Consider the following 24,011-nt stretch of genomic DNA (forward strand, 5'->3'; position numbering starts at 1 on the left):
TGTTTGTAATTCAATAGTTTGGGTACTATAAAAATGGAATGATTTCGTAGTATGTGGCTTGAATAAAAAAGAATCTGGAAGGAAGATGAAACATGGCAATTTGGTTTACAGAAAAGCAAACTGAAAACTTCGGCATCACCATGAAGATAAATAAAACTTTACATACGGAACAAACGGAATTTCAAAAGCTTGATATGGTAGAAACAGAAGAGTGGGGCAACATGCTTCTACTAGATGACATGGTGATGACCTCTGTTAAGGACGAGTTTGTTTACCACGAAATGGTGGCACATGTACCATTGTTTACACACCCAAACCCAGAGAACGTGTTAGTTGTCGGCGGCGGTGATGGCGGCGTTATCCGTGAAGTATTGAAGCACCCAAGTGTGAAAAAAGCAACGCTTGTTGATATTGATGGAAAAGTAATTGAGTACTCTAAAAAGTTTTTACCAGAAATCGCTGGCATGCTTGACGATCACCGCGTTGACGTTCAAGTAGACGACGGATTCATGCACATCGCAAATAGCGAAAATGAATATGACGTGATTATGGTTGACTCTACCGAGCCAGTAGGACCGGCAGTGAATCTATTTACAAAAGGCTTCTACGCGGGAATTTCTAAGGCATTAAAAGAAGATGGTATCTTCGTAGCACAGTCTGATAATCCATGGTTCAAGGCAGATCTTATTCGCAGCGTACAACGTGACGTTAGGGAAATCTTCCCAATTACCCGTTTATATGTAGCGAACATCCCAACCTATCCAAGCGGGCTATGGGCATTCACCATCGGATCCAAAAAGCACGACCCGCTGGAAGTAAGCGAAGACCGCTTCCACGAAATCGAAACAAAGTACTATACAAAAGAACTACACAAAGCAGCATTCGTACTGCCCAAGTTTGTTGGCGATTTAGTAAAGTAATGTGTCGATGCTGCTGCAGCGGTGCCTGTCACCAAAGGTGACAGGCACCGCTCGTGGACACTGTCCACCGGGGGCGGACACTTCCAACCCTCAGGCGGACAGTTAGTGACCGAAAATGCTTTAAAAAAGGGTTTTCGGTTAAAGCAGGGTGTCTGGAGTGACTGAAACGGGTTTGAAAAAGGAATTACGGTCAATGCAGGGTGTCTGGAGTGACCGAAACAGGTTTGAAAAAGGGATTAGGGTCAATGCAGGGTGCCTGGAGTGACTGAAATGGAGTCCAAAACGACTTTACGGTCACTGCTGCACTTAATCTGTTTTATTACATACGAAGTGAGGTTTGATAGATGCGTTTTGATGAGGCTTATTCTGGTAATGTGTTTATAAAGAGTCATCCGAATTTTGAGGAGAGTCAGGTTGTGCTTTACGGAATGCCGATGGACTGGACGGTTAGTTATCGTCCGGGCTCACGCTTTGGGCCATCTCGAATCCGTGAGGTATCGATTGGACTAGAGGAGTACAGTGCCTATTTGGACCGCGAGTTGGAGGAGGTTAAATACTTCGACGCTGGTGATATCCCGCTTCCATTTGGAAATGCCCAAAAGAGCTTGGACTTGATTGAGGAATTCGTGGATCAAGTTTTGGATGCTGGTAAGTTTCCTTTTGGCATGGGCGGCGAGCACCTGGTGTCATGGCCGGTGATGAAGGCGGTCTATAAGAAATATCCTGATTTAGCGATCATTCATATGGATGCTCATACGGATCTTCGGGAGAACTATGAGGGTGAACCACTTTCCCACTCCACTCCGATTCGCAAAATTGCTGAACATATAGGACCGAAGAATGTCTATTCCTTTGGTATCCGCTCCGGGATGAAGGAAGAATTCCAATGGGCAAAAGAAAACGGCATGCATATTTCTAAATTCGAAGTGCATCAGCCGTTAAAAGAGGTGCTTCCAGAGCTTGACGGACGTCCGGTTTATGTCACGATTGATATCGATGTTTTAGACCCTGCTCATGCGCCTGGTACTGGGACAGTTGATTGCGGCGGAATTACTTCTAAAGAGCTTCTTGCTTCTATTCATGAAATCGGCCGTTCTGGTGTGAACGTTGTTGGCTGTGATCTTGTTGAGGTTGCCCCAATCTACGATCCATCTGAACAAACAGCGAACACTGCCAGCAAATTGATTCGTGAAATGCTTCTTGGCTGGGTGAAATAAAAACTTGCTAACGTGCCTGTCCCAATCGCGGGGCAGGCATGTTTTGAATTGTGTTTATACAATGGTTATAATAGAAAGCGTGCCCTAGTCGGCAAACAAGAAAAATTCCAAGGACCTGCATAGGGTTCATTTTTAAAAAGGGTGTGCATTTCGTTGTCAATCCCTGAATTACCTGTGAAAATTAGTGTCAAGACGACAATTGACCAGCAAGAGACTTTTGAATTGATGGTATTTGGTACATACTTTGAAAAAGGAAATGCTTCTTATCTTCGATATGAGGAAGCGATGGAAGAGGGAAGTGTTCGGACGATTGTAAAGATGGCCGCGAAGAACGCCTTGATTTTACGCGGCGGTGCGATTAAAATGCGTCTTCCATTTGAATTAAATCGAAAGCTGAATGGCAGCTATGAAATGCCGTTTGGACAGTTTGCAACCGTGACAAAGGCAAAAAGATTAGACTATTCCTATGAAAATGGCAAAGGCCACTTTGATGTTCTTTATGATTTTTCAATGGAGGGTAGTCCGGCAAGTACATATCAGTTAGAAATTGCGTTTCAGGAGGAGAAGGAATGAACATTGTAGAACAGGTTCAGAGTAGATTAAAAGAGGAAATTCGGGCTGCGGTTGTCAAGGCAAACCTGGCAACGGAAGAGCAGATTCCAGATGTGATTCTAGAGGTGCCAAAGGAAAAGGCGCACGGCGATTACTCCACAAATATGGCGATGCAGCTTGCGCGCGTGGCGAAGAAAGCGCCGCGAATGATTGCGGAAGCACTTATCGAAAATTTTGATCGCTCCAAAGCTTCGATTGAAAAAATGGAAATGGCGGGTCCAGGGTTCATTAATTTTTATATGAATAATGCATACTTAACCGATCTAATTCCGACGGTTTTGGATGCTGGGGAAAAGTACGGTGAAACGACGGTTGGCGGTAAGCAGAAGGTTCAAGTCGAGTTTGTTTCTGCGAATCCAACGGGTGATTTGCACCTTGGACATGCACGCGGTGCGGCAGTCGGTGATTCGCTTTGCAATATACTAGCGAAAGCGGGCTATGATGTTTCCCGTGAGTACTATATTAATGACGCTGGTAATCAAATTAATAATCTTGCACTTTCCGTTGAGGCGCGTTATTTCCAAGCGTTAGGCATGGATAAAGCAATGCCGGAGGATGGCTACCATGGTGCGGATATCATCGGGATTGGGAAGACGCTGGCAGAAGAGTTTGGCGATAAGTATGTGAATGTGGACGAGCAGGAGCGTTTTGAATTTTTCCGTGAGTACGGCTTGAAATACGAAATGGCGAAATTGCAAAAAGATCTTGAGGATTTCCGTGTTTCGTTTGATGTTTGGTACTCTGAAACGTCCCTTTATAAAAATGGAAAAATCGATGAGGGTTTAAAGGCGCTTACGAAGAGCGGCTATATTTATGAGGAAGAGGGTGCGACTTGGCTGCGCTCGACTGATTTCGGAGATGATAAGGACCGCGTGCTGATTAAGCAGGATGGTTCGTATACGTACTTGACGCCGGATATTGCTTACCATAAAGACAAGCTTGACCGCGGCTTTGAAAAACTCATCAATATTTGGGGTGCGGATCACCACGGTTATATCCCGCGGATGAAGGCGGCGATTCAGTCACTTGGCTATGGTGCGGACGCCCTCGAGGTCGAAATCATCCAGCTTGTCCACCTGTATAAAAACGGTGAGAAGATGAAGATGAGTAAACGTACCGGTAAAGCGGTGACGATGCGCGATTTGGTCGATGAGGTCGGCCTCGATGCCACGCGCTACTTCTTTGCGATGAGAAGTTCAGATACCCATATGGATTTTGACTTGGATTTAGCGGTATCAGAATCAAATGAAAATCCTGTTTATTATGCTCAATATGCACACGCGAGGATTTGCAGTATTCTTCGCTCTGGCGAGGAGCAAGGGATTGCAGTTGATAAGAATGCTGATTTCTCATTAATTGGTGCGGAAAAAGAGATTGAGCTGTTGAAGAAGCTTGGCGAGTTCCCGCAAGCGGTTGGAGAGGCAGCAGTGAAGCGCGTGCCTCACCGCGTTACGAACTATATTATGGAACTGGCTTCAACGTTCCACAGCTTCTACAATGCAGAAAAAGTACTCGACAGCGAGCAGCCAGAGCGCACTAAGGCGCGCCTCGCGTTAATCAAAACCGTCCAAATCACATTGAAAAATGCCCTTGCCTTGATTGGTGTCTCCGCTCCCGAAAAAATGTAAGTTCTAGTTCGGCTCCCTTTTAGGGGGCTGTTTTTTTATAGCGGTTAAACGGTGTCACCTTGGTGACAGGCACCATTTATACATCACTGCATATTTATCCGTTTTTTGGAAATGTTAGTAAGGTGATTTTGAGATGAGTAGATGGGAGTGGCTCTGATGAATGTGGGAAGAGCGAAGGAAATTTCTGAGTCTTTGGAGATGGTTACTGTTACGTATGAGGGGACGCCTGTGATTATTCAGCATGTGGATGATAATACGAAGATGGCGAGGATTTATGCGAAGTCTGATCCGGAGAATGAACGGGAAGTTCCAGTCTTGAATCTTATTGAAGAGTAAGAAAAGCGGAAGTGCCTCGATCAGCCCCGACAAGCGCTGGAGGGCCTGTGGGTGAAGTCGTGCTCTTTGACTTCATCTGCAGGGACGAAGCGACCTCGAGGGGCTAGGCACTGGAGCTAGACAAGAAAGAGTCTCCGCTAAGGAGACTCTTTCTTTTTATACACCTTGTGAGTGCTGATGATTTGGTAATTTGCTTTCAGGGTCATTATTGCCATGCTTTTTATTTTTTTCCTGCTTCTTTTGGTTTTCGGCTAATTTTTGCACGAATTGGCTAGTGCTTTCCATTAACAATCCCTCCTTGTGTGAATCTGTTGTTACTTTAACCATTTCTCCTTGTAAAAATGCTGGGAGTTATTTCACCTCAATGGTTGCCCCGCTGATGCGTTTAAATCCCCGCACCTTGCTAATATCCTCGACTAATTTCAAGGCTGCCTGGTCCTTTGCTTTTGCCTCAATCATGAAATCCACATCTTGTCCGATTTCTTTCAGCATTTTTAATAGGGGCATGATAAACTCTAGGTCAACGTAATCGGCATGTGAACGGAATTCCTTTTCAGCCTTTGGTGAGGAAATATGGATTTTCGGTAAATGGCCGACATGGCCCCAGGTTTGGAAAATCCTTGGCAGCAACTCCTCCAATGGCGGCTCGCAAAGGTTTGCCATATGATGATGATAATCAAAGACAAAGGGAATGGTCTCTTTTTCACAAGCAATCAGCGTTTCCTCCGCATTATAGGTTTTGTCATCGTTCTCCAAGGTCATCGCCTTTTTAATATGGCTCGGAAGCCGCTTTAAATTTTCATGGAACCGAACTATGGTTTCAACCTTATCCCCATAGGCACCGCCAATATGAATATTCATCATCCCTCTGTCCTCAACACCCATGGCTTCGAACATCCGATAATGGTATTCCATATCGATGACGGCGTTATTTGTAATTTTATCTTGTGGAGAGGTAAATAACGTGTATTGATTCGGATGGAAGCTTACACGCAAATTGTTCTTTTTGATTAACGCACCAATTTCCTTCCACTGCTTCTTAAAAGGTGTGACAAAATCCCAAAATACCTCCGGATGGGTAGCTAATGGAACAATCGAACTAGATAGCCGGTACAATTCAATTTCATGTGCGAGATTAAAATATAACATTCTTAGGGTATGGGCAAGATTAAGCTCTGTAAGTTCAAGCAATTTACTTTTACGTTCTTTATCGGTTAGCTGCTGATAGCGTGTAAAGGTAAGTGTCTTTGACGGAGAGGCGTCCCACAAAGTGATGGCCGTCGAAACATAGCCGAAACGAATCTTCATCGCATAACTCCTTACTATAAAAAGAAGGACAGAGCACCTGCAACGCCTTCCTTCAAGGATCTGAATAAATTTGGCTTATTAAGGTCCTCCAACTTCAATGGTTTGGAGTCCAATATGTCTTTATGAATAACTTCCTTAAACCGATCAACAAAGGCGGCATCATAAAAATAACAGTTAATTTCTTTGTTTAAAAATAAGCTTCGTTTATCAAAATTAGCGGTACCAATATCACATAGTTGGTCGTCAATGATGATTGATTTTGCATGGTAAAAACCATTCCTATACTGAAAAACTTGTGCTCCTGCCTTCAACATCGAACGTAAATATCGGTATGAAGCTTCTTGTACAAGCATATGATCTGTGATGTAGGGAACGACGATGGTTATCATAATACCGCGCTTTGCGGCAGTAATGAGTTCATTGATGAGTTTGTTGCTAGGAATAAAGTACGGTGTGCCAATGACGATTGACTTTTTTGCGCTTTGTAAAAAAGGGAGATACTTTTTTTCAAGAAAGCCAGCCTCCGTTGGAACGAATTGGTGTGCTATCTTTCCCTTTGGCTGTTTAGGGGTATAAGCCTCTACTGCCACATTTTCAGAGGAATATTCGTTCCAATCAATAAAAAACTCTTGCTGCAGGAATGGGATGCTTTCACCGGTGATTTTTAAATGGTAGTCCCGCCATGGGCTCAGTTTTGGATCTTCGTCGATATATTCTTTACCCACATTAAAGCCGCCAAGATAACCAATTTTTCCATCAATAATTGAAATTTTGCGGTGATTTCGCACCTGAGAGGAATAAAAAAGAAACGGAAGCCGTATCCGGTTGCTAAAGGCGAATTCAACACCGGCGGCACGCAAGTCGTTTATTGCAGGCTTTTTCACTTTATGACTGCCAATCCTGTCGACTAACAGTCTGACTTCGATGCCTTCTTTTGCTTTTGCTTTTAAAATTTCGAAAAACTGCTGGCTAAATTGGTCATCCCTGACGATATAAAACAGGATGTGAATATGGCTTCGGGCCATTTTCAATTCATGGAAGTAATCTGCAAAAAGCTCTTTTCCATGTGGGAAAATATCAAAATTTCCATACAGAATCGGTGTTTCTCGCTTTTGAAAAAGGCTGATATGCTTTTTCCTGCCGAAGGTTAAATCAAGATAAAGCCATACAATGATAAGAAGTATAAGAGCGATAACTATGGATGGTAAGTTCATTCCGTATTGTTCCTCCAATCATTTATTTTAGGTTTGCCAAACAGGGGCGATAGTATGAATTGATAAAAGGTCAAATAAATTTTCAGAAAAACATTTGACTGAATGCTCATTCATTATATAATGGTGTTAATAGTATTCAGAAAATTGGATTGTTTTAAAATTTTCTAGTAAGAGTGAACAATAGAAAACAAGGGGGCGTATTGAATGAATGGGCTTTTATGGGTAAACCTCATTGCATTCCTGGCTGTAACCGCTTACGCGATCAGTCTATTCGTTTACGTAGTGAAAACGAGGATTGAATTCATTAAGCTGGGGAAAAAGGTCGAGTTTGACAACAATGTCAAGGAACGAATGCAAAAGATTTGGGTCAATGTTTTTGGTCAAAAGAAGTTATTAAAGGACAAAAAAAGTGGAATCATGCACGTCATGTTCTTTTATGGCTTTCTTCTTGTCCAATTTGGTGCGATTGACTTTATTTGGAAGGGATTAGTGCCGGGTTCTCATTTACCACTCGGACCGCTTTATGCTGGATTTACCTTTTTCCAAGAAATCGTTACATTGCTGATTCTCGTTGCTGTCATTTGGGCATTTTACCGACGTTATGTTGAGAAACTTGTCCGCCTGAAACGCAATTTTAAATCAGGCCTAGTGTTAATTTTTATCGGCGGTTTAATGCTGTCCGTTCTAGTAGGAAACGGTATGGGCATTATATGGCACGGTCATGAAGCCACTTGGACGGAGCCAATTGCCTCGTTGATTGCGCTTATTTTTTCGGGAATTGGTGAAACCGCTTCAATTGTCATTTTTTATGTGGCATGGTGGCTGCACTTATTATTCCTATTAACATTCTTAGTGTATGTGCCGCAATCGAAACACGCCCACTTAATTGCCGGACCGGCAAACGTATATTTTAACCGTTTAGAAAAACCAGGTAAGTTGAAGAAGGTCGATTTTGAGGACGAGTCACAGGAATCCTTCGGTGTTGGAAAAATTGAGGACTTTACGCAGCACCAAATGATCGACTTTTATGCCTGCGTGGAATGTGGACGCTGTACGAATATGTGTCCGGCAACAGGAACAGGGAAAATGCTGTCCCCAATGGACTTAATTGTGAAAATGCGTGACCACTTAACAAATCATGGTGCAGCCGTTACCTCGAAACAGCCGTGGGTGCCGACCTTCGCGTTTGGCAACACAACGGGCAATCAAATTGCACTTGCAGCAAGCGGCCAAGGTGCACAAGAATCAGCGGCCACATTGGCTTATAATCCAAGTCTGATTGGCGATGTAATCACGGAAGAGGAAATCTGGGCTTGTACAACCTGCCGAAACTGTGAGGATCAATGTCCCGTTATGAACGAGCATGTTGATAAAATTATCGACCTTCGCCGTTATCTTGTTTTAACAGAAGGAAAGCTTGATGCAGATGCACAGCGCGCGATGACGAACATCGAACGACAGGGAAATCCATGGGGCTTAAACAGAAAAGAACGTGAAACATGGCGTGAGGTTCGCGAGGATGTTCAAATCCCAACGGTAAAAGAAATGAATAAAAAAGGCGAAGAGTTTGAATATTTATTCTGGGTCGGTTCAATGGGGTCCTACGATAACCGCAGCCAAAAAATTGCTCTTTCTTTTGCGAAGCTGATGAACGAAGCAGGAGTGAAGTTTGCGATTTTGGGTAACAAAGAGAAAAACTCTGGCGATACACCGCGCCGTCTCGGCAATGAGTTCTTGTTCCAAGAGCTTGCGACGAAAAATATCGAGGAATTCCAAAAGGCTGAGGTTAAGAAGATTGTTACGATTGATCCGCATGCCTATAATATTTTTAAAAATGAATACCCTGACTTCGGTTTAGAGGCTGAGGTTTATCACCATACAGAAATTCTTTATGAGCTCGTTCGTGACGGAAAGCTTGTACCGAAGCATGCGGTTAATGAAAAAATTACCTTCCATGATTCATGTTATTTAGGTCGATACAATGACGTCTACGACCCGCCACGAGAGATTCTAAAATCGATTCCAGGTGTACAGCTTGTGGAAATGGAAAGAAACAGAGAAACAGGAATGTGCTGTGGGGCAGGCGGCGGCTTGATGTGGATGGAGGAAGAAACCGGACACCGCATTAACGTGTCAAGAACCGAGCAAGCCATTGCAGTCAATCCTTCCATCATCAGTTCCGGATGTCCGTACTGCTTAACGATGTTATCAGACGGAACCAAGGCAAAAGAAGTAGAAGAAAAGATTGCGACTTATGATGTGGCAGAGCTTTTAGAAAAAGCAGTTTGCGGGGAAGCAGCATAGAAAAATAGATCCGCGGGGCTAGTACGCAGCCGTAGTTAAGGCAGAAGTTGTTATGAGATACCTGAATTCATAAAATCTTAAGAATTTTGTGTAAAACATTTCAACTTTTGCCTTTTTTTATGTAAAATAGATAGTGGGTGGGAAAACGCTTTCAGATGGCAGGGATTTTTTTTGCTGCTATATCGAGCGAGCGTTCAGTCGGTAATGATTTAAAGTGATAAAAAGGGAGAGTGTTTTGGATGGGAAGAACAGTTATTTTAAGTGGAGTTAGAACACCCTTTGGAAAATTTGGCGGATCACTTAGCAGCCTAACTGCTGGACAGCTTGGAGGAATTGCGGTTAAAGAAGCGATTACTCGTGCTGAAGTGAAGTCAGAAGACGTACAAGAGGTTATTTTAGGTACCGTTTTACAAGGCGGCCAGGGACAAATTCCTTCACGCCAAGCAGCTAGAGAGGCTGGACTTCCTTGGGAAGTGAAAACAGAAACCGTTAATAAAGTTTGTGCATCCGGTATGCGTAGTGTCACATTAGGGGATCAAATTATCCGTGCGGGCGATGAAGATTTGATTGTAGCAGGCGGCATGGAATCGATGAGCAATGCACCATATATTTTACCAAAAGCACGCTGGGGCTTGAAAATGGGCGATTCATCTGTGAAGGATTTAATGATTCATGACGGCTTAAGCTGCAGCTTCACAGGCGTTCATATGGGAACCTACGGAAATTCAACCGCAAAAGAAATGGAAATCAGCCGAGAATCCCAGGATGAGTGGGCATTAAGAAGTCACCAAAGGGCGGTTAGTGCCATCGAAGGCGGAATTTTTGCAGAAGAAATCGTGCCTGTCACCGTACCACAGCGTAAAGGTGCACCGGTTGTCGTCGAGCATGATGAATCACCACGAAAAGACACCTCAATCGCAAGACTTTCAAAATTAGCACCTGTTTTTAATTCAGACGGGACGATTACAGCAGGGAATGCACCTGGAATCAATGACGGTGCGGCGGCCCTCGTTTTAATGAGTGAAGAAAGAGCCTTACGCGAAGGCAGAAATCCAGAAGCAATTATTTTAGGGCATGCAGCGATTGCCCTTGAAGCAAAGGATTTTCCACAAACTCCAGGAGTCGTCATCAATAACTTATTGAAAAAGACCGGTAAAAACGTAGAAGATATCGACTTATTTGAAATCAATGAAGCCTTTGCGGCAGTTGCCTTAGCGAGTGGAAAAATTGCCGGCCTTGATCCTGAAAAGCTCAATGTCAATGGCGGTGCGGTCGCACTTGGTCATCCAATCGGGGCAAGTGGTGCACGGATTATTATCACCTTAATGCATGAACTGAAACGTCGTGGCGGCGGAATTGGAATTGCAGCGATTTGCAGCGGCGGCGGACAGGGTGATGCGGTGATGATTGAGGTTCCTAGAGGTTAAGGAGTTTTCGTTTTCCAGATAATGTCTAATCGTCCAAAAGGGTTTGGAAATAGTCCATAACCACAAGAAAAAGGTCCAAAATGTCATGAAAATAGTCCAAAACACATTGAAAAAGGTCCAAAACACATAAAAAAAAGTCCAAAACATAAAAAAGTCGAAATTTTTTATAAAAAAAGGGGCTTGAATGCATTTCAAGCCTCAATTGGAGGGGAAATAATGAAGGTTGAAAAAATTATGGTTATTGGAGCCGGTCAAATGGGTTCTGGAATTGCACAGGTTTGTGCACAGGCTGGCTACACGGTGTATCTTAACGATTTAAAACCGGAATTTGTGGAGCGCGGGTTGAGTGTGATCGGCAAAAACTTGTCTCGTCATGTGGATAAAGGCCGAATGACGGAGGAGCAAAAACAGGAAGTGTTAAACAAAATTACACCATCTTCTGACCTTCAGGATGCCCGTACGGTCGACCTCGTCATTGAGGCGGCGGTTGAAAATATGGACATCAAAACAAAAATCTTTGCGCAGTTAGATGAAATTGCGCCGGCACATGCGATTTTGGCGAGCAATACGTCATCATTGCCGATTACAGAAATTGCGGCTGCCACGAAACGTCCAGAACAGGTAATCGGGATGCACTTTATGAACCCGGTACCGGTTATGAAGCTCGTGGAGATTATTCGCGGTTTGGCAACAGCAGATGAGGTTTATCAGGTGATCGAGGATATGACCAAGACACTCAGTAAGGTTCCGGTTGAGGTAAATGACTTCCCTGGATTTGTGGCGAACCGAATTCTGATGCCGATGATCAATGAAGCCATTTATACACTGTATGAAGGTGTGGCAACGAAAGAAGCGATTGACGATGTCATGAAGCTTGGGATGAATCACCCCATGGGTCCGTTGACGCTGGCTGATTTTATCGGACTCGATACCTGTCTTTATATAATGGAAACTTTACATGAAGGCTTTGGGGATACCAAATACCGTCCATGCCCGCTGCTGCGCAAGTACGTGAAAGCTGGCTGGCTTGGCAAAAAATCAGGTCGAGGCTTCTACACTTACGAATAATTTGGAGGTCACACTATGAATCTTACATTTTCAGAAGAGCAAGAAATGATGCGGAAAATGGTGCGCGATTTTGCTGAAAACGAAATTGCCCCATTTGTCGAGCGAATGGAGAAGGGAGAATTTCCTCGGGAGATACTCCGTAAAATGGGTGAACTTGGCCTGATGGGAATTCCGGTTCCTGAAAAATACGGCGGTGCTGAGATGGATTTTGTCTCTTACATCATCGCGATCAATGAGATTTCAAGAGTAAGCGCGACAGTGGGCGTGATACTTTCTGTTCATACTTCAGTTGGAACAAACCCAATCTTGTATTTCGGTTCGGATGAACAAAAGCAGCGATTTTTGCCAAAACTGGCATCTGGTGAGTATTTGGCGGCGTTTTGCTTAACGGAGGCAGGCTCAGGATCGGATGCAAAAAGTATGAAATCCCGGGCGGTAAAAAAGGATGACCATTATGTCATCAACGGCTCAAAGATGTTTATTACCAATGGCGGGGAAGCGGATGTTTATATTGTATTTGCTTCAACCAATCCTGAATTGGGCAGCAACGGAATCTCAGCGTTTATTGTGGAAAAAAATTCACCAGGCCTCGTAATTGGCAAGGATGAACATAAAATGGGGCTTCATGGCTCTCGTACAGTGCAGCTTACGTTTGAAAACATGATCGTACCGGCTGAAAACCTTTTGGGTGAGGAAGGCGAAGGGTTTAAAATTGCGATGGCGAACCTGGATGTCGGACGAATCGGGATTGCTGCCCAGGCGCTTGGGATTGCGGAAGCGGCCTTAGGGGCTGCAGTGAATTATGCGAAAGAGCGCGTGCAATTTGGGAAGCCCATTGCTGCGCAGCAGGGAATTGGTTTCAAATTAGCGGATATGGCGACGAATGTGGAAGCTGCTAGACTATTACTCTATCGGGCAGCAGATTTACGGGCACAGGGCCTAAAATGTGGCATGGAAGCATCCATTGCAAAGTTATTTGCTTCGAAGACGGCTGTGGAGACGGCAACAGAAGCCATTCAGGTGTTTGGCGGCTATGGTTATACAGAAGATTACCCTGTTGAGCGCTATTTCCGCGATGCCAAAGTGACCGAGATTTATGAGGGAACGAGTGAGATTCAACGGATTGTGATTAGTAAATATCTTTAATTTGTGGATAGGTTACGGATTTTTGTAGATATCGCGTAGGAATGTGTAGATATCTGAGCAATTTGTGTGGATATCGGACTGAAATATGTGGATGTCCAGGCTAATTGTAGAAGGTGTACGGTTATTTGTAGAAGCAGTATGGTTTTTTGTAGAAGGTGTACGGTTATTTGTAGGAACTGTATGGTTTTTCGTAATATCGGTGCGGTAAAAAGAGAACTTACCTTGAGGAGGACGTTTAAAATGAACTTTCGCTTGTCTGAAGAACATGAAATGATTCGGAAAATGGTTCGGGATTTTGCTAGAAATGAGGTTGCTCCAACAGCGGCTGAGCGTGACGAGGAGGAGCGCTTTGATCGTGAGATTTTTGACAAGATGGCGGAGCTAGGTTTAACGGGAATTCCGTGGCCGGAGGAGTACGGCGGAATTGGAAGCGATTACCTTGCGTATTGTATTGCGGTGGAGGAGCTATCAAGAGTTTGCGCGTCAACCGGGGTTACTTTATCCGCGCACACTTCACTAGCGGGCTGGCCGATCTACAAATTCGGTTCTGAGGAGCAAAAGCAGCAATTCCTTCGTCCAATGGCGGAAGGTAAAAAAATCGGTGCTTACGGCTTAACGGAGCCAGGAAGCGGTTCGGACGCTGGCGGGATGAGAACTACCGCTAGACTTGAAGGTGACCACTATGTCCTAAATGGTTCAAAAATTTTCATCACCAATGGCGGGATCGCTGATATTTATGTGGTTTTCGCGTTAACAGATCCGTCTAGCAAACAAAGAGGAACGACTGCCTTCATCGTTGAAAGCGACTTCCCAGGCTTCTCAGTTGGTAAAAAGGAAAAGAAACTTGGCATTCGTTCGTCACCAACAACAGAAATTATTTTTGAAGAATGCCGGGTGCCTGTCACCAACGTACTTGGTGAAGTGGGCGAAGGCTTTAAAATTGCGATGATGACACTCGATGGCGGCCGTAACGGAATTGCGGCACAGGCTGTTGGAATTGCGCAGGGTGCACTTGACGCTGCGGTCGATTATGCAAAAGAACGCGAGCAGTTTGGCAAGCCAATTGCTGCCAACCAAGGAATCGGCTTTAAGCTCGCGGATATGGCGACAAACATTGAAGCAGCAAGACTATTAACCTATCAAGCTGCATGGCTCGAGTCGAAAGGCCTGCCGTACGGCAAGGAATCGGCGATGTCGAAACTATTCGCTGGCGACACGGCGATGAAGGTTACTACGGAAGCGGTTCAGGTATTTGGGGGCTATGGTTATACAAAGGATTACCCAGTAGAGCGATACATGCGCGATGCAAAAATCACGCAAATCTACGAAGGAACACAGGAAATCCAACGCCTCGTAATCTCTAGAATGATTACGAAATAACCACTTAATGAATAAAGGCGGTAAATAGGGATGAAAAAGCGGGAAGTGCAAGCTTCAGTGAAAGATGAACGCCTTGTACAAAGAAGACGGGATCAAATGATCAAAGGGGCCGTTTCACTTTTTAAAGAAAAAGGGTTTCACCGGACGACGACAAGGGAAATTGCGAAGGCTGCAGGCTTTAGCATTGGGACGTTATACGAATATATTCGTACGAAGGAAGACGTCCTTTACCTCGTTTGTGACAGCATTTATGACCATGTGAGCGAGCGGCTTCAGGAGGATCTTGAAGATAAGCAAGGCACCCTCAATAGCTTGAGGCATGGAGTTGCCGATTATTTTCGCGTTATTGATGAAATGCAGGACGAAGTATTGGTCATGTATCAAGAGGCGAAGTCGCTTACGAAGGATGCCCTCCCATATGTGTTGAATAAGGAAAATGAGATGGCGGCGATGTTTGAAAAACTCATCACGCTGTGTGTAGAAAATGGGGAATTGAACCTAACAGAAAATCAGATAAGAATTCTTTCGCACACGATTATTGTCGAGGGACAAATGTGGAGCTTCCGCCGCTGGTCTTTACAAAAATTATTTTCATTAGAAGAATATATTGAATTGCAAACGGAATATTTATTTTCGGGAATAAACGGGCTTAGTCAGGCCCAGAAAAAAGGGACGATAACGAAATAAAGGGGGAGACATATGAGTACGACGGAGGTTTATCAACACAAGCACCATATTCGTTTTGTAACGGCGTCGAGTTTGTTTGATGGACATGACGCTTCGATTAATATTATGCGGAGAATTCTGCAGGCGAGCGGAGCAGAGGTCATCCATCTTGGTCATAACCGTTCGGTTGAAGAGGTTGTCAATGCGGCGATTCACGAAGACGCGCAGGGGATTGCGATTTCTTCTTACCAAGGCGGACATGTCGAGTATTTTAAGTATATGTACGATTTGCTGAAGGAGAAAGGGGCGCCGAACATCCGCATTTATGGCGGCGGAGGCGGTGTTATTATCCCGCGCGAGATTAAGGAACTGCATGATTATGGGATTGCCTGGATTTTCTCTCCTGAGGATGGCCGGAAGCTGGGGCTTCAAGGAATGATTAACCGAATGCTCGAGGAATGCGACTTTCCAACGGTTTCGGCTGACCATTCGGAACACATTGAAAAGCTGCCAACTGGTGACGTGAATGCGATTTCGAAACTAATTACCCTTGCTGAGCTTCATGTGGACAGCAACCGGGAAGCGGCAGCGGCTGCAGAAAGTCTGCTTGAAAAAGTAAAATCGCTAACGAAAGAGATTCCTGTTGTTGGGATCACTGGTACGGGCGGTGCTGGGAAAAGTTCACTAACCGATGAATTGATTCGCCGATTTATCAATGAACTGCCTGATAAAAAAGTGGCGATTCTATCTGTTGACCCGACGAAGCAAAAAACAGGCGGGGCTCTATTAGGCGACCGTATTCGGATGAATGCGATTTTTAATCCAAATGTTTTTATGCGCAGCCTGGCAACCCGTTCTTCCAAAACCGAGCTGTCGCTTGCTATTAAAGACGCTGTATCGGTTGTAAAGGCGGCTGGATTTGACCTTGTCATTGTAGAAACGAGCGGAATCGGCCAGGGCGATGCCGAGATTACTGAAATTTGTGATGTTTCCCTTTACGTGATGACCAGTGAATTCGGGGCACCTACACAGCTTGAAAAGATTGATATGATTGACTTTGCAGACTTAATTGTCATTAATAAATTTGAGCGCAAGGGCTCTGAGGATGCATTGCGTCAGGTGCAAAAGCAATACCAGCGCAGTCATATGCTGTTTGAAAAAGATACAAGCGAGATGCCGGTATACGGTACGATTGCCAGCCAGTTTAATGATCAAGGCACCAATGCTTTATTTGCGGCATTAATTGAAAAAATTAATGAAAAGACGGGCACTGATTGGGTTACTTCTTTTAGTAAATCTGCGTTAGTAGAAAAGCAAAATGTGATTATTCCAACTGACCGCCGTTATTATCTCCGGGAAATATCGGAGACAGTCCGCCGCTATCATCAAAAAGCCGAAGAGCAGGCAAATATTGCCCGGAAATTATTCCAGCTTGAAGGGGCGATTGCAGTGGTCAAGGAGACAGAGGCAAATGGTGAAGTTCTTGCATCCTTAGAAGCCATTAGACAAGCAACGGAAGAGAAATTAACACCAGAATCGAAAAAAATACTCAATGGCTGGGAGAAAACAAAGGCTGCTTACCAGGCTGATAAATTTGTAACGAGAATTCGTGACAAAGAAATCATTACCATTTTAAAAACAAAAAGTCTATCTGGCATTGATATTCCAAAGGTTGTTTTACCAAGATATAAAGATTACGGTGAAATCCTCCGCTGGGTGTACCGCGAGAATGTACCAGGTTATTATCCGTTTACAGCTGGGGTGTTCCCGTTCAAACGCGAAGGGGAAGATCCGAAACGTCAATTTGCTGGCGAAGGAACACCGGAAAGAACGAATCGCCGCTTCCACTATTTATCCAAGGATGATGATGCAAAACGCTTAAGCACCGCGTTTGACTCGGTTACCTTGTATGGCGAGGACCCAGATCACCGTCCGGACATTTTTGGAAAGATTGGCGAAAGCGGAGTCAATGTGTGTACACTTGATGATATGAAAAAGCTTTATGACGGCTTTGACCTTTGTCATCCATCTACTTCGGTGTCGATGACAATTAATGGTCCGGCTCCGATTATTTTGGCGATGTTCATGAACACAGCGATTGATCAGCAGGTGAAGAAAAAAGAAGCTGAGCTTGGGCGTGTGTTAACGGTTGAGGAATTTGCACAAGTGAAGGCGTATACCCTTAAGTCTGTCCGCGGTACCGTCCAAGCGGATATTCTAAAAGAAGACCAAGGCCAAAACACATGTATTTTTTCAACAGAGTTTGCCTTAAGAATGATGGGCGATATTCAACAGTATTTCATCGACCAGCAGGTGCGCAACTATTATTCTGTTTCGATTTCTGGCTATCATATTGCTGAGGCGGGTGCGAATCCGATTTCGCAGCTGGCATTTACATTATCGAACGGCTTTACGTATGTGGAGTATTATTTAAGCCGCGGGATGAACATCGATGACTTTGCACCAAACTTGTCGTTCTTCTTCTCTAATGGCTTGGATCCTGAATACACCGTCATTGGCCGGGTGGCCCGCCGGATTTGGGCAAGTGTGATGCGTGATAAATACGGTGCGAGTGAACGCAGCCAAAAGCTGAAGTACCATGTTCAAACCTCAGGCCGCTCGCTGCACGCCCAGGAAATTGACTTTAATGATATTCGTACCACCTTGCAGGCATTGATGGCCTTGCAGGATAACTGTAATTCGCTTCATACCAATGCCTATGACGAAGCGATTACGACACCGACAGAAGAATCGGTTCGCCGCGCGATGGCGATTCAGATGATTATCACAAAAGAACATGGGTTAGCGAAAAATGAAAATCCACTTCAAGGTTCTTTTATTGTCGAGGAACTGACGGACCTTGTAGAGGAAGCGGTTCTGCAAGAATTTGAACGCTTAAATGATCGCGGTGGTGTTCTTGGTTCAATGGAAACCCAGTATCAACGCGGAAAAATTCAAGATGAATCGATGTACTATGAAATGAAAAAGCATACAGGCGAGCTGCCAATTATCGGAGTGAATACGTATTTAAATCCGAATCCACCTTCAGCGGAAGACATCGACAGCATGGAGCTGGCAAGAGCATCCTACGAGGAAAAGGAATTACAAATTACCAATTTACGCGCCTTCCAAGAAACACATGCAGCAGAAACGGCGAAAGCATTAGAGCGGTTAAAAGCAGCAGCAGTCAACAACGAAAATATTTTCGAGGCACTAATGGAAACCGTAAAAGTAGCCAGCCTTGGACAAATAACAAAAGCACTCTACGAAGTAGGCGGGCAGTACCGGAGAAATATGTAGAGATTTTTCAACAATGGCTTAATAATTTAAGCCATTGTTTTTATTAAAAAGTCTGTGTTAAAGATAAATATTGAAATCAACAGCATCCAAGTTTAACACAGCCATAAAAAATTTTTTTTACTAGTACTAATATTGGCTCACTTTCTTATATAATAGATGAACATACATACATCAATGGTTCCCGGGGCAGGTGTTGACAGATGAAGAAAAATTATATGATTTTACTATTATTAATTTTAGCCTGGCCGTTATACTATCTCTATCAACACCAATTAGGGGCGATTTCCTTTCTAGTACTGGCTATGATCTTTCTTTTTTCGGCGATGAAAGAGTTAAAAATGCTGAAAAAAGAAAAGAAACCTGATGATACCCCGCCAAAGAGGGAAAATATCAAATAAAACAATAGATAGAACTAGCATAAACGGGAGAATATTGTTTATAATGAAGAATATGTAAAAAATGCAAGCACTTTGGTGCTAAAATTTTTGCCCGTTATCACTCATTTTTATAGAGTGTTAAATAGAGAAAGGAAGTGCCGATATTGAGTTTACAAGGTTACTCAAAAGAAGAATTAAAAGAGTTATCCCTCATTGAGATGGCGTATGAATTTCTAAAAGACAGCAAACAGCCAATTTCCTTCCATGATTTAATCAAAGAAATTGCGGCAGCTACGGAAATTACAGAGGCACAAATCAAATCAAGAATTGCACAATTTTATACCGATATAAATATCGACGGTCGTTTTCTTTCATTAGGTGACAACCGCTGGGGACTTCGCGTCTGGTATCCAGTCGATACACAAGAAGAAGAAGTCGTAACCGTTATTAAGCCTAAGAAGAAAAAGGCGAAAAAGGTTGTCGATGAAGACTTTGATGATGTCGATGAAATTGATGAAGACTTCGAGGATGAGTTGGATGACTTTGCCGATGAAGATGATCTCCTCGATGACGATGATGATGATCTTCTGGATGATCTTGATGATGTCGATGATTTAGACGATGATGAAGAGGTTATCGAAGACGATGATGAATTTGAGCTTGATGAAGAAGAAGAACTTGACGAGGATCTTGATGAAGAAGAGTTAGAGGATGAAGACGACCTATTATAGGCTTGACTTTTTAACTCTGCACTTGTAAAATCTTTTTTGGGCTCCTTTAAACAGGAACGGATCATAATTAGCTTATAGAGCGCTCCCTTACATTGCGTATGCGGAGTGCTTTTTTATTTTTTTAGTCAAATGATACACAGCTCTTTCGGCGGAAGCCGAGACTTCTTTACAAATAAAAAAATTTTATAAAAGAAGCCTTAAACAACAAGAATATTGTACAAACTGAATTAGAGGAGGATATTTTATGACGAAGTATATTTTTGTAACTGGCGGTGTCGTTTCATCGTTAGGAAAAGGGATTACCGCAGCCTCTTTAGGCCGTTTGTTGAAAAACCGTGGATTGAACGTTACGATTCAAAAGTTTGACCCATACATTAACGTGGACCCAGGAACGATGAGTCCCTACCAGCATGGTGAAGTATTTGTTACCGATGATGGCGCGGAAACGGACTTAGACTTAGGACACTATGAACGTTTTATCGATATTAACTTAAACAAGTACTCTAACGTAACCACTGGAAAAATCTATTCTACTGTTTTGCGCAAGGAACGCCGTGGTGATTACCTAGGTGGAACCGTTCAGGTTATCCCGCACATTACCAATGAAATTAAGGAACGCGTCTTCCGTGCGGGTAACGAAACAAATGCCGATGTGGTCATCACTGAAATCGGAGGAACAGTAGGGGATATTGAGTCACTGCCATTCTTAGAAGCGATTCGTCAAATTAAGAGTGACATTGGCAGCTCCAATGTAATGTACATTCACTGTACCTTAATTCCTTACATTAAAGCGGCTGGCGAAATGAAAACCAAACCAACACAGCACAGTGTTAAAGAGCTTCGCAGCCTTGGTATTCAGCCAAATATCATTGTCGTTCGTACTGAAATGCCGGTTTCCCAGGATATGAAGGATAAAATTGCTTTGTTCTGTGATATCGATGCGAAAGCGGTCATTGAATGTCAGGATGCCGATACGCTTTATTCGATTCCACTTGCTCTTCAAGAACAGCACATGGATCAAATTGTTTGTGACCACTTGAAGTTAACGACACCAGAACCAGAAATGACCGAATGGACAGCGTTAGTGGATAAGGTTCTTAATCTTTCCGGTAAAACGCGCATTGGTCTAGTTGGAAAATATGTTGAGCTTCAGGATGCTTATATTTCTGTTGTCGAAGCGATGAAGCATGCAGGCTATGCGTTTGACGCTGATGTGGAAATTAAGTGGATTAATGCGGAACATGTTACTTCAGATAATGTCGCCGAGCTTCTGCAGGATGTGGATGGAATCCTTGTTCCTGGCGGCTTTGGTGATCGTGGAATTGAAGGGAAAATTCAAGCCACCCGCTATGCGCGTGAAACGAAGAAGCCTTTCCTTGGTATTTGCTTAGGAATGCAGCTGGCAACGATTGAATATGCACGCCACGTTCTTGGCTACCAGGATGCACATTCTGCAGAATTTGTACCGGAAACCAAGCACCCAATCATTGACTTACTTCCAGAGCAGAAGGATGTAGAGGATTTAGGCGGAACATTAAGACTGGGTCTTTACCCTTGCCGTCTAATGGAGGGTACCAAAGCTTATGAAGCGTATGTGGATGAAGTGATTTATGAGCGTCACCGTCACCGTTATGAGTTTAACAATCATTACCGTCAAGAAATGGAAGACGCTGGATTTGTGTTCTCTGGGACTAGCCCAGATGGCCGTCTTGTGGAGATCATTGAGCTTAAAGACCATCCATGGTTTGTCGCGTCTCAGTTCCATCCGGAATTCGTTTCAAGACCTACGCGTCCACAGCCGCTATTCCGTGACTTTATTAAAGCTACATTGCAAAAATAATATTTGTGCCAGTTCTCTTTTGTGGGGACTGGCTATTTTTATGGTTTTGATTTCCAGAAAATGTCTAATAGTCCATAAGTTATTGAAAATAGTCCAAAACCATTTTAAAAAGGTCCATAACCAGATAAAAATAGTCCATAACCTATCAAAAATAGTCCAAAACACTCTAAAAAAAGTCCAAAACAAAAAAACGACCTAATCTAGGCCGCAAAAAATCATTCATATTCCGCTAATATCTCATCAATTGTAAATTTTAAGCCATAATAAACATACAAAGCTGCCATCGAGGATGGATATCCGTATCGATTTCCGAAATCATCCGGCAATAAACCCTTCGCCAGCTGTAAATTTATATGTACATCCGCCATTTCTTCCAATTTTCCATCAGATACCGATGTAGATACAGCAACAAATGGGATATCTTTTTCCAAAAGCTTCGCTGCAAGCTCTAGCGCATCACCATCCGCCGAGGTCCGAGTAAATAGCAGCACTCTGTCGGCACTGGTTGCAGCGTCGACATTCGTTAAAGCACCCTTTAACGGTTCTGCACCCTCCGAAACCTCAAATTCAACAGCCTTCATTTCCCGAAATCCGACAAGATAAATCGTCTGACCTTGCGCAAGCAGGCGGGCACCATCCTCAAAAGAAAACTCTGCCTTTTCCTCGATTCTTTTAAATAATCCAGTCAATTGGGTTGTAAACATTTTCATCAATTAAAACCACTCCTTCACAGAAATATTATAGCTTTTTAAAAATAAAAGACAATTTCCACAATATACCTTTATAATAAATAGAGGATTTATAAAAGAAATGTCGAAGAATATCATGGTGGTAGAAATAGGAATCAACTATAAATAAAAAAGGGTGGAAGAGGTGGAGTTATGAAAGAAAAAATTTTAATTGTTGACGATCAATTTGGGATACGGATTTTATTAAATGAGGTATTCTCAAAGGAAGGGTATCAAACCTTTCAGGCAGCAAATGGAATTCAAGCACTAGATATTGTTACGAAGCATGACCCTGATCTCGTCCTATTGGATATGAAAATACCTGGTATGGATGGTATTGAAATTTTAAAAAGAATGAAAGTCATTGATCCTGATATCCGCGTTATTATCATGACCGCTTATGGTGAATTGGATATGATTCAAGAGGCCAAGGATCTAGGCGCAATTACGCATTTTGCAAAGCCATTCGATATTGATGATATTCGTGCGGCGGTAAGAAAACATATTCCTCAGAAAGCCAATTAATGGAATTTTTTGAAAAATAAAACGATTGTCGAAAAGTGTTGCCGCTTTCATTGTGAACGTTTATAATATTATAGTTTCTTTAATGGCATTTTATCAATCAGTTTGGTATGATACTTATGAACTTTTGCTCGTCCATTTATCTTTCTCGAGTATACATAATCAGTAAAATGATAGGAAATCCTTATTAGGAAAGCCCTAATTCGAGAAGATAGACACCCATACCAAGGAGGAAATAAAATGCCTTTAGTTTCAATGAAAGAGATGCTCATCAAAGCGAAAGCGGAAGGTTATGCTGTTGGGCAATTCAACCTAAATAACTTAGAATTTACCCAAGCTATTTTACAAGCAGCGGAAGCTGAAAAATCACCTGTTATTCTTGGTGTTTCTGAAGGGGCAGCTCGTTATATGGGCGGCTTTAAAACCGTTGTTAAAATGGTAGAAGGTTTATTAGAAGATTACAAAATTACCGTTCCTGTTGCCATTCACTTGGACCACGGTTCTAGCTTTGAAAAATGTAAAGAAGCGATTGATGCGGGCTTTACTTCTGTTATGATTGACGCTTCTCACGATCCGTTTGAAGAAAACGTAGCAACTACTTCTAAAGTAGTAGAATACGCGCATTCAAAAGGTGTTTCTGTTGAAGCAGAATTAGGAACAGTTGGCGGACAAGAAGACGATGTTTCTGGCAGCATTATTTATGCGGATCCTGCTGAATGTAAAGAACTTGTTGAGCGTACAGGCATCGACTGCCTTGCACCAGCACTTGGTTCTGTTCACGGTCCATACAAAGGTGAGCCAAACCTTGGTTATAAAGAGATGGAAGAAATCGGTAATGCAACAGGTCTTCCACTAGTACTGCACGGTGGAACTGGTATTCCAACACATGATATCCAAAAGTCAGTTTCTCTTGGAACTGCGAAAATTAACGTAAACACTGAAAACCAAATTGCATCTGCAAAAGCGGTTCGTGAAACATTAGCAGCGAAGCCAAATGAATACGATCCACGTAAATACTTAGGCCCAGCACGCGATGCCATCAAAGAAACAGTAATCGGCAAAATGCGCGAATTCGGTTCATCAGGTAAAGCTTAAATCGAAAAGCGGAAGCGCCTTGAACAAGGAAAAATGCAGTTCAATTTTTCCCAGGGGCGACAGGCATAAGACGAGCTGGCAGAAAGGTTGTTCTTTAACCTTTTTGACGGATTGGCTTATGACCCCGCCCCCTTAGGCGCTGGAGCTAGACAATTTTAATATAAGGGGACTTGTCCTCTTGAAAAAACTATC

Annotated in this window: 21 protein-coding genes; 17 read left to right on the forward strand and 4 right to left on the reverse strand. The window is 43.2% G+C overall.

Annotated elements, in window-relative coordinates:
- Window positions 1–92 precede the first annotated feature (92 nt).
- From speE to MLOOGBEN_RS09495, 5 genes are all read left to right on the forward strand, one after another.
- Window positions 93–920, forward strand: coding sequence for a spermidine synthase (speE, locus tag MLOOGBEN_RS09475; protein WP_179158013.1), 828 nt, complete (start codon window positions 93–95; stop codon window positions 918–920).
- A 344-nt stretch (window positions 921–1,264) separates the two neighbouring features.
- Complete coding sequence (gene speB, locus MLOOGBEN_RS09480) at window positions 1,265–2,137, forward strand: agmatinase (RefSeq protein ID WP_179158014.1); 873 nt, start codon at window positions 1,265–1,267, stop codon at window positions 2,135–2,137.
- Between the two features lie 153 nt (window positions 2,138–2,290).
- Entirely contained in the window at window positions 2,291–2,710 is a 420-nt protein-coding gene (locus MLOOGBEN_RS09485) for a YwiB family protein (protein ID WP_256989020.1), read from the forward strand.
- Window positions 2,707–4,377, forward strand: coding sequence for an arginine--tRNA ligase (gene argS / locus MLOOGBEN_RS09490; RefSeq protein ID WP_179158015.1), 1,671 nt, complete (start codon window positions 2,707–2,709; stop codon window positions 4,375–4,377). Before MLOOGBEN_RS09485 ends, argS begins: the two co-directional genes overlap by 4 nt.
- A gap of 156 nt (window positions 4,378–4,533) precedes the next feature.
- Complete coding sequence (locus MLOOGBEN_RS09495) at window positions 4,534–4,713, forward strand: H-type small acid-soluble spore protein (protein ID WP_179158016.1); 180 nt, start codon at window positions 4,534–4,536, stop codon at window positions 4,711–4,713.
- 156 nt (window positions 4,714–4,869) lie between these two features.
- On the opposite strand, the gene MLOOGBEN_RS09500 is transcribed toward MLOOGBEN_RS09495, so the two are convergent.
- From MLOOGBEN_RS09500 to cls, 3 genes are all read right to left on the reverse strand, one after another.
- Window positions 4,870–4,998, reverse strand: a complete 129-nt coding sequence (locus MLOOGBEN_RS09500; RefSeq protein ID WP_081954341.1) for a DUF4023 family protein — start codon at window positions 4,996–4,998, stop codon at window positions 4,870–4,872.
- A 66-nt stretch (window positions 4,999–5,064) separates the two neighbouring features.
- Complete coding sequence (uvsE, locus tag MLOOGBEN_RS09505) at window positions 5,065–6,021, reverse strand: UV DNA damage repair endonuclease UvsE (protein ID WP_179158017.1); 957 nt, start codon at window positions 6,019–6,021, stop codon at window positions 5,065–5,067.
- A 14-nt stretch (window positions 6,022–6,035) separates the two neighbouring features.
- A complete protein-coding gene (cls, locus tag MLOOGBEN_RS09510) occupies window positions 6,036–7,235 on the reverse strand; it encodes a cardiolipin synthase (RefSeq protein WP_179158018.1) in 1,200 nt (399 codons plus the stop codon).
- A gap of 204 nt (window positions 7,236–7,439) precedes the next feature.
- Between cls and MLOOGBEN_RS09515 the strand changes: the two genes are divergently transcribed.
- From MLOOGBEN_RS09515 to MLOOGBEN_RS09560, 10 genes are all read left to right on the forward strand, one after another.
- A complete protein-coding gene (locus tag MLOOGBEN_RS09515) occupies window positions 7,440–9,539 on the forward strand; it encodes a (Fe-S)-binding protein (protein WP_179158019.1) in 2,100 nt (699 codons plus the stop codon).
- A 239-nt stretch (window positions 9,540–9,778) separates the two neighbouring features.
- Window positions 9,779–10,966 (forward strand): acetyl-CoA C-acetyltransferase, encoded by a 1,188-nt coding sequence (locus tag MLOOGBEN_RS09520; protein WP_179158020.1) that lies wholly within the window; start codon window positions 9,779–9,781, stop codon window positions 10,964–10,966.
- A 216-nt stretch (window positions 10,967–11,182) separates the two neighbouring features.
- Window positions 11,183–12,034: a 3-hydroxybutyryl-CoA dehydrogenase gene (locus MLOOGBEN_RS09525; protein ID WP_179158021.1), complete on the forward strand. Its 852-nt coding sequence runs from the start codon at window positions 11,183–11,185 to the stop codon at window positions 12,032–12,034.
- Window positions 12,035–12,049: 15 nt separating this feature from the next.
- Window positions 12,050–13,180 carry an acyl-CoA dehydrogenase gene (locus MLOOGBEN_RS09530; RefSeq protein WP_179158022.1) on the forward strand — a complete coding sequence of 377 codons (1,131 nt, stop codon included), beginning with the start codon at window positions 12,050–12,052 and terminating at the stop codon, window positions 13,178–13,180.
- A 240-nt stretch (window positions 13,181–13,420) separates the two neighbouring features.
- Window positions 13,421–14,560 carry an acyl-CoA dehydrogenase gene (locus tag MLOOGBEN_RS09535; RefSeq protein WP_179158023.1) on the forward strand — a complete coding sequence of 380 codons (1,140 nt, stop codon included), beginning with the start codon at window positions 13,421–13,423 and terminating at the stop codon, window positions 14,558–14,560.
- Window positions 14,561–14,590: 30 nt separating this feature from the next.
- On the forward strand, window positions 14,591–15,247 hold the full coding sequence (locus MLOOGBEN_RS09540) for a TetR/AcrR family transcriptional regulator (RefSeq protein ID WP_179158024.1): 657 nt from the start codon (window positions 14,591–14,593) through the stop codon (window positions 15,245–15,247).
- Window positions 15,248–15,259: 12 nt separating this feature from the next.
- Window positions 15,260–18,526: a fused isobutyryl-CoA mutase/GTPase IcmF gene (gene icmF / locus MLOOGBEN_RS09545; RefSeq protein ID WP_179158025.1), complete on the forward strand. Its 3,267-nt coding sequence runs from the start codon at window positions 15,260–15,262 to the stop codon at window positions 18,524–18,526.
- A gap of 200 nt (window positions 18,527–18,726) precedes the next feature.
- Window positions 18,727–18,924, forward strand: coding sequence for a hypothetical protein (locus tag MLOOGBEN_RS09550; protein WP_179158026.1), 198 nt, complete (start codon window positions 18,727–18,729; stop codon window positions 18,922–18,924).
- Between the two features lie 143 nt (window positions 18,925–19,067).
- Window positions 19,068–19,634 carry a DNA-directed RNA polymerase subunit delta gene (gene rpoE, locus MLOOGBEN_RS09555; protein WP_179158027.1) on the forward strand — a complete coding sequence of 189 codons (567 nt, stop codon included), beginning with the start codon at window positions 19,068–19,070 and terminating at the stop codon, window positions 19,632–19,634.
- A 244-nt stretch (window positions 19,635–19,878) separates the two neighbouring features.
- Complete coding sequence (locus MLOOGBEN_RS09560) at window positions 19,879–21,474, forward strand: CTP synthase (protein WP_179158028.1); 1,596 nt, start codon at window positions 19,879–19,881, stop codon at window positions 21,472–21,474.
- A 215-nt stretch (window positions 21,475–21,689) separates the two neighbouring features.
- Here MLOOGBEN_RS09560 and MLOOGBEN_RS09565 read toward each other — a convergent pair whose 3' ends face one another.
- A complete protein-coding gene (locus tag MLOOGBEN_RS09565; RefSeq protein WP_179158029.1) occupies window positions 21,690–22,187 on the reverse strand; it encodes a DUF2529 family protein in 498 nt (165 codons plus the stop codon).
- Window positions 22,188–22,355: 168 nt separating this feature from the next.
- Between MLOOGBEN_RS09565 and MLOOGBEN_RS09570 the strand changes: the two genes are divergently transcribed.
- Window positions 22,356–22,727: a response regulator gene (locus MLOOGBEN_RS09570; protein WP_179158030.1), complete on the forward strand. Its 372-nt coding sequence runs from the start codon at window positions 22,356–22,358 to the stop codon at window positions 22,725–22,727.
- 237 nt (window positions 22,728–22,964) lie between these two features.
- Window positions 22,965–23,819 (forward strand): class II fructose-bisphosphate aldolase, encoded by an 855-nt coding sequence (locus tag MLOOGBEN_RS09575; protein ID WP_179158031.1) that lies wholly within the window; start codon window positions 22,965–22,967, stop codon window positions 23,817–23,819.
- Window positions 23,820–24,011: the final 192 nt, after the last annotated feature.

It is taken from the genome of Bacillus sp. EB106-08-02-XG196 (assembly GCF_013396335.1).
GTDB lineage: Bacteria > Bacillota > Bacilli > Bacillales > Cytobacillaceae > Neobacillus.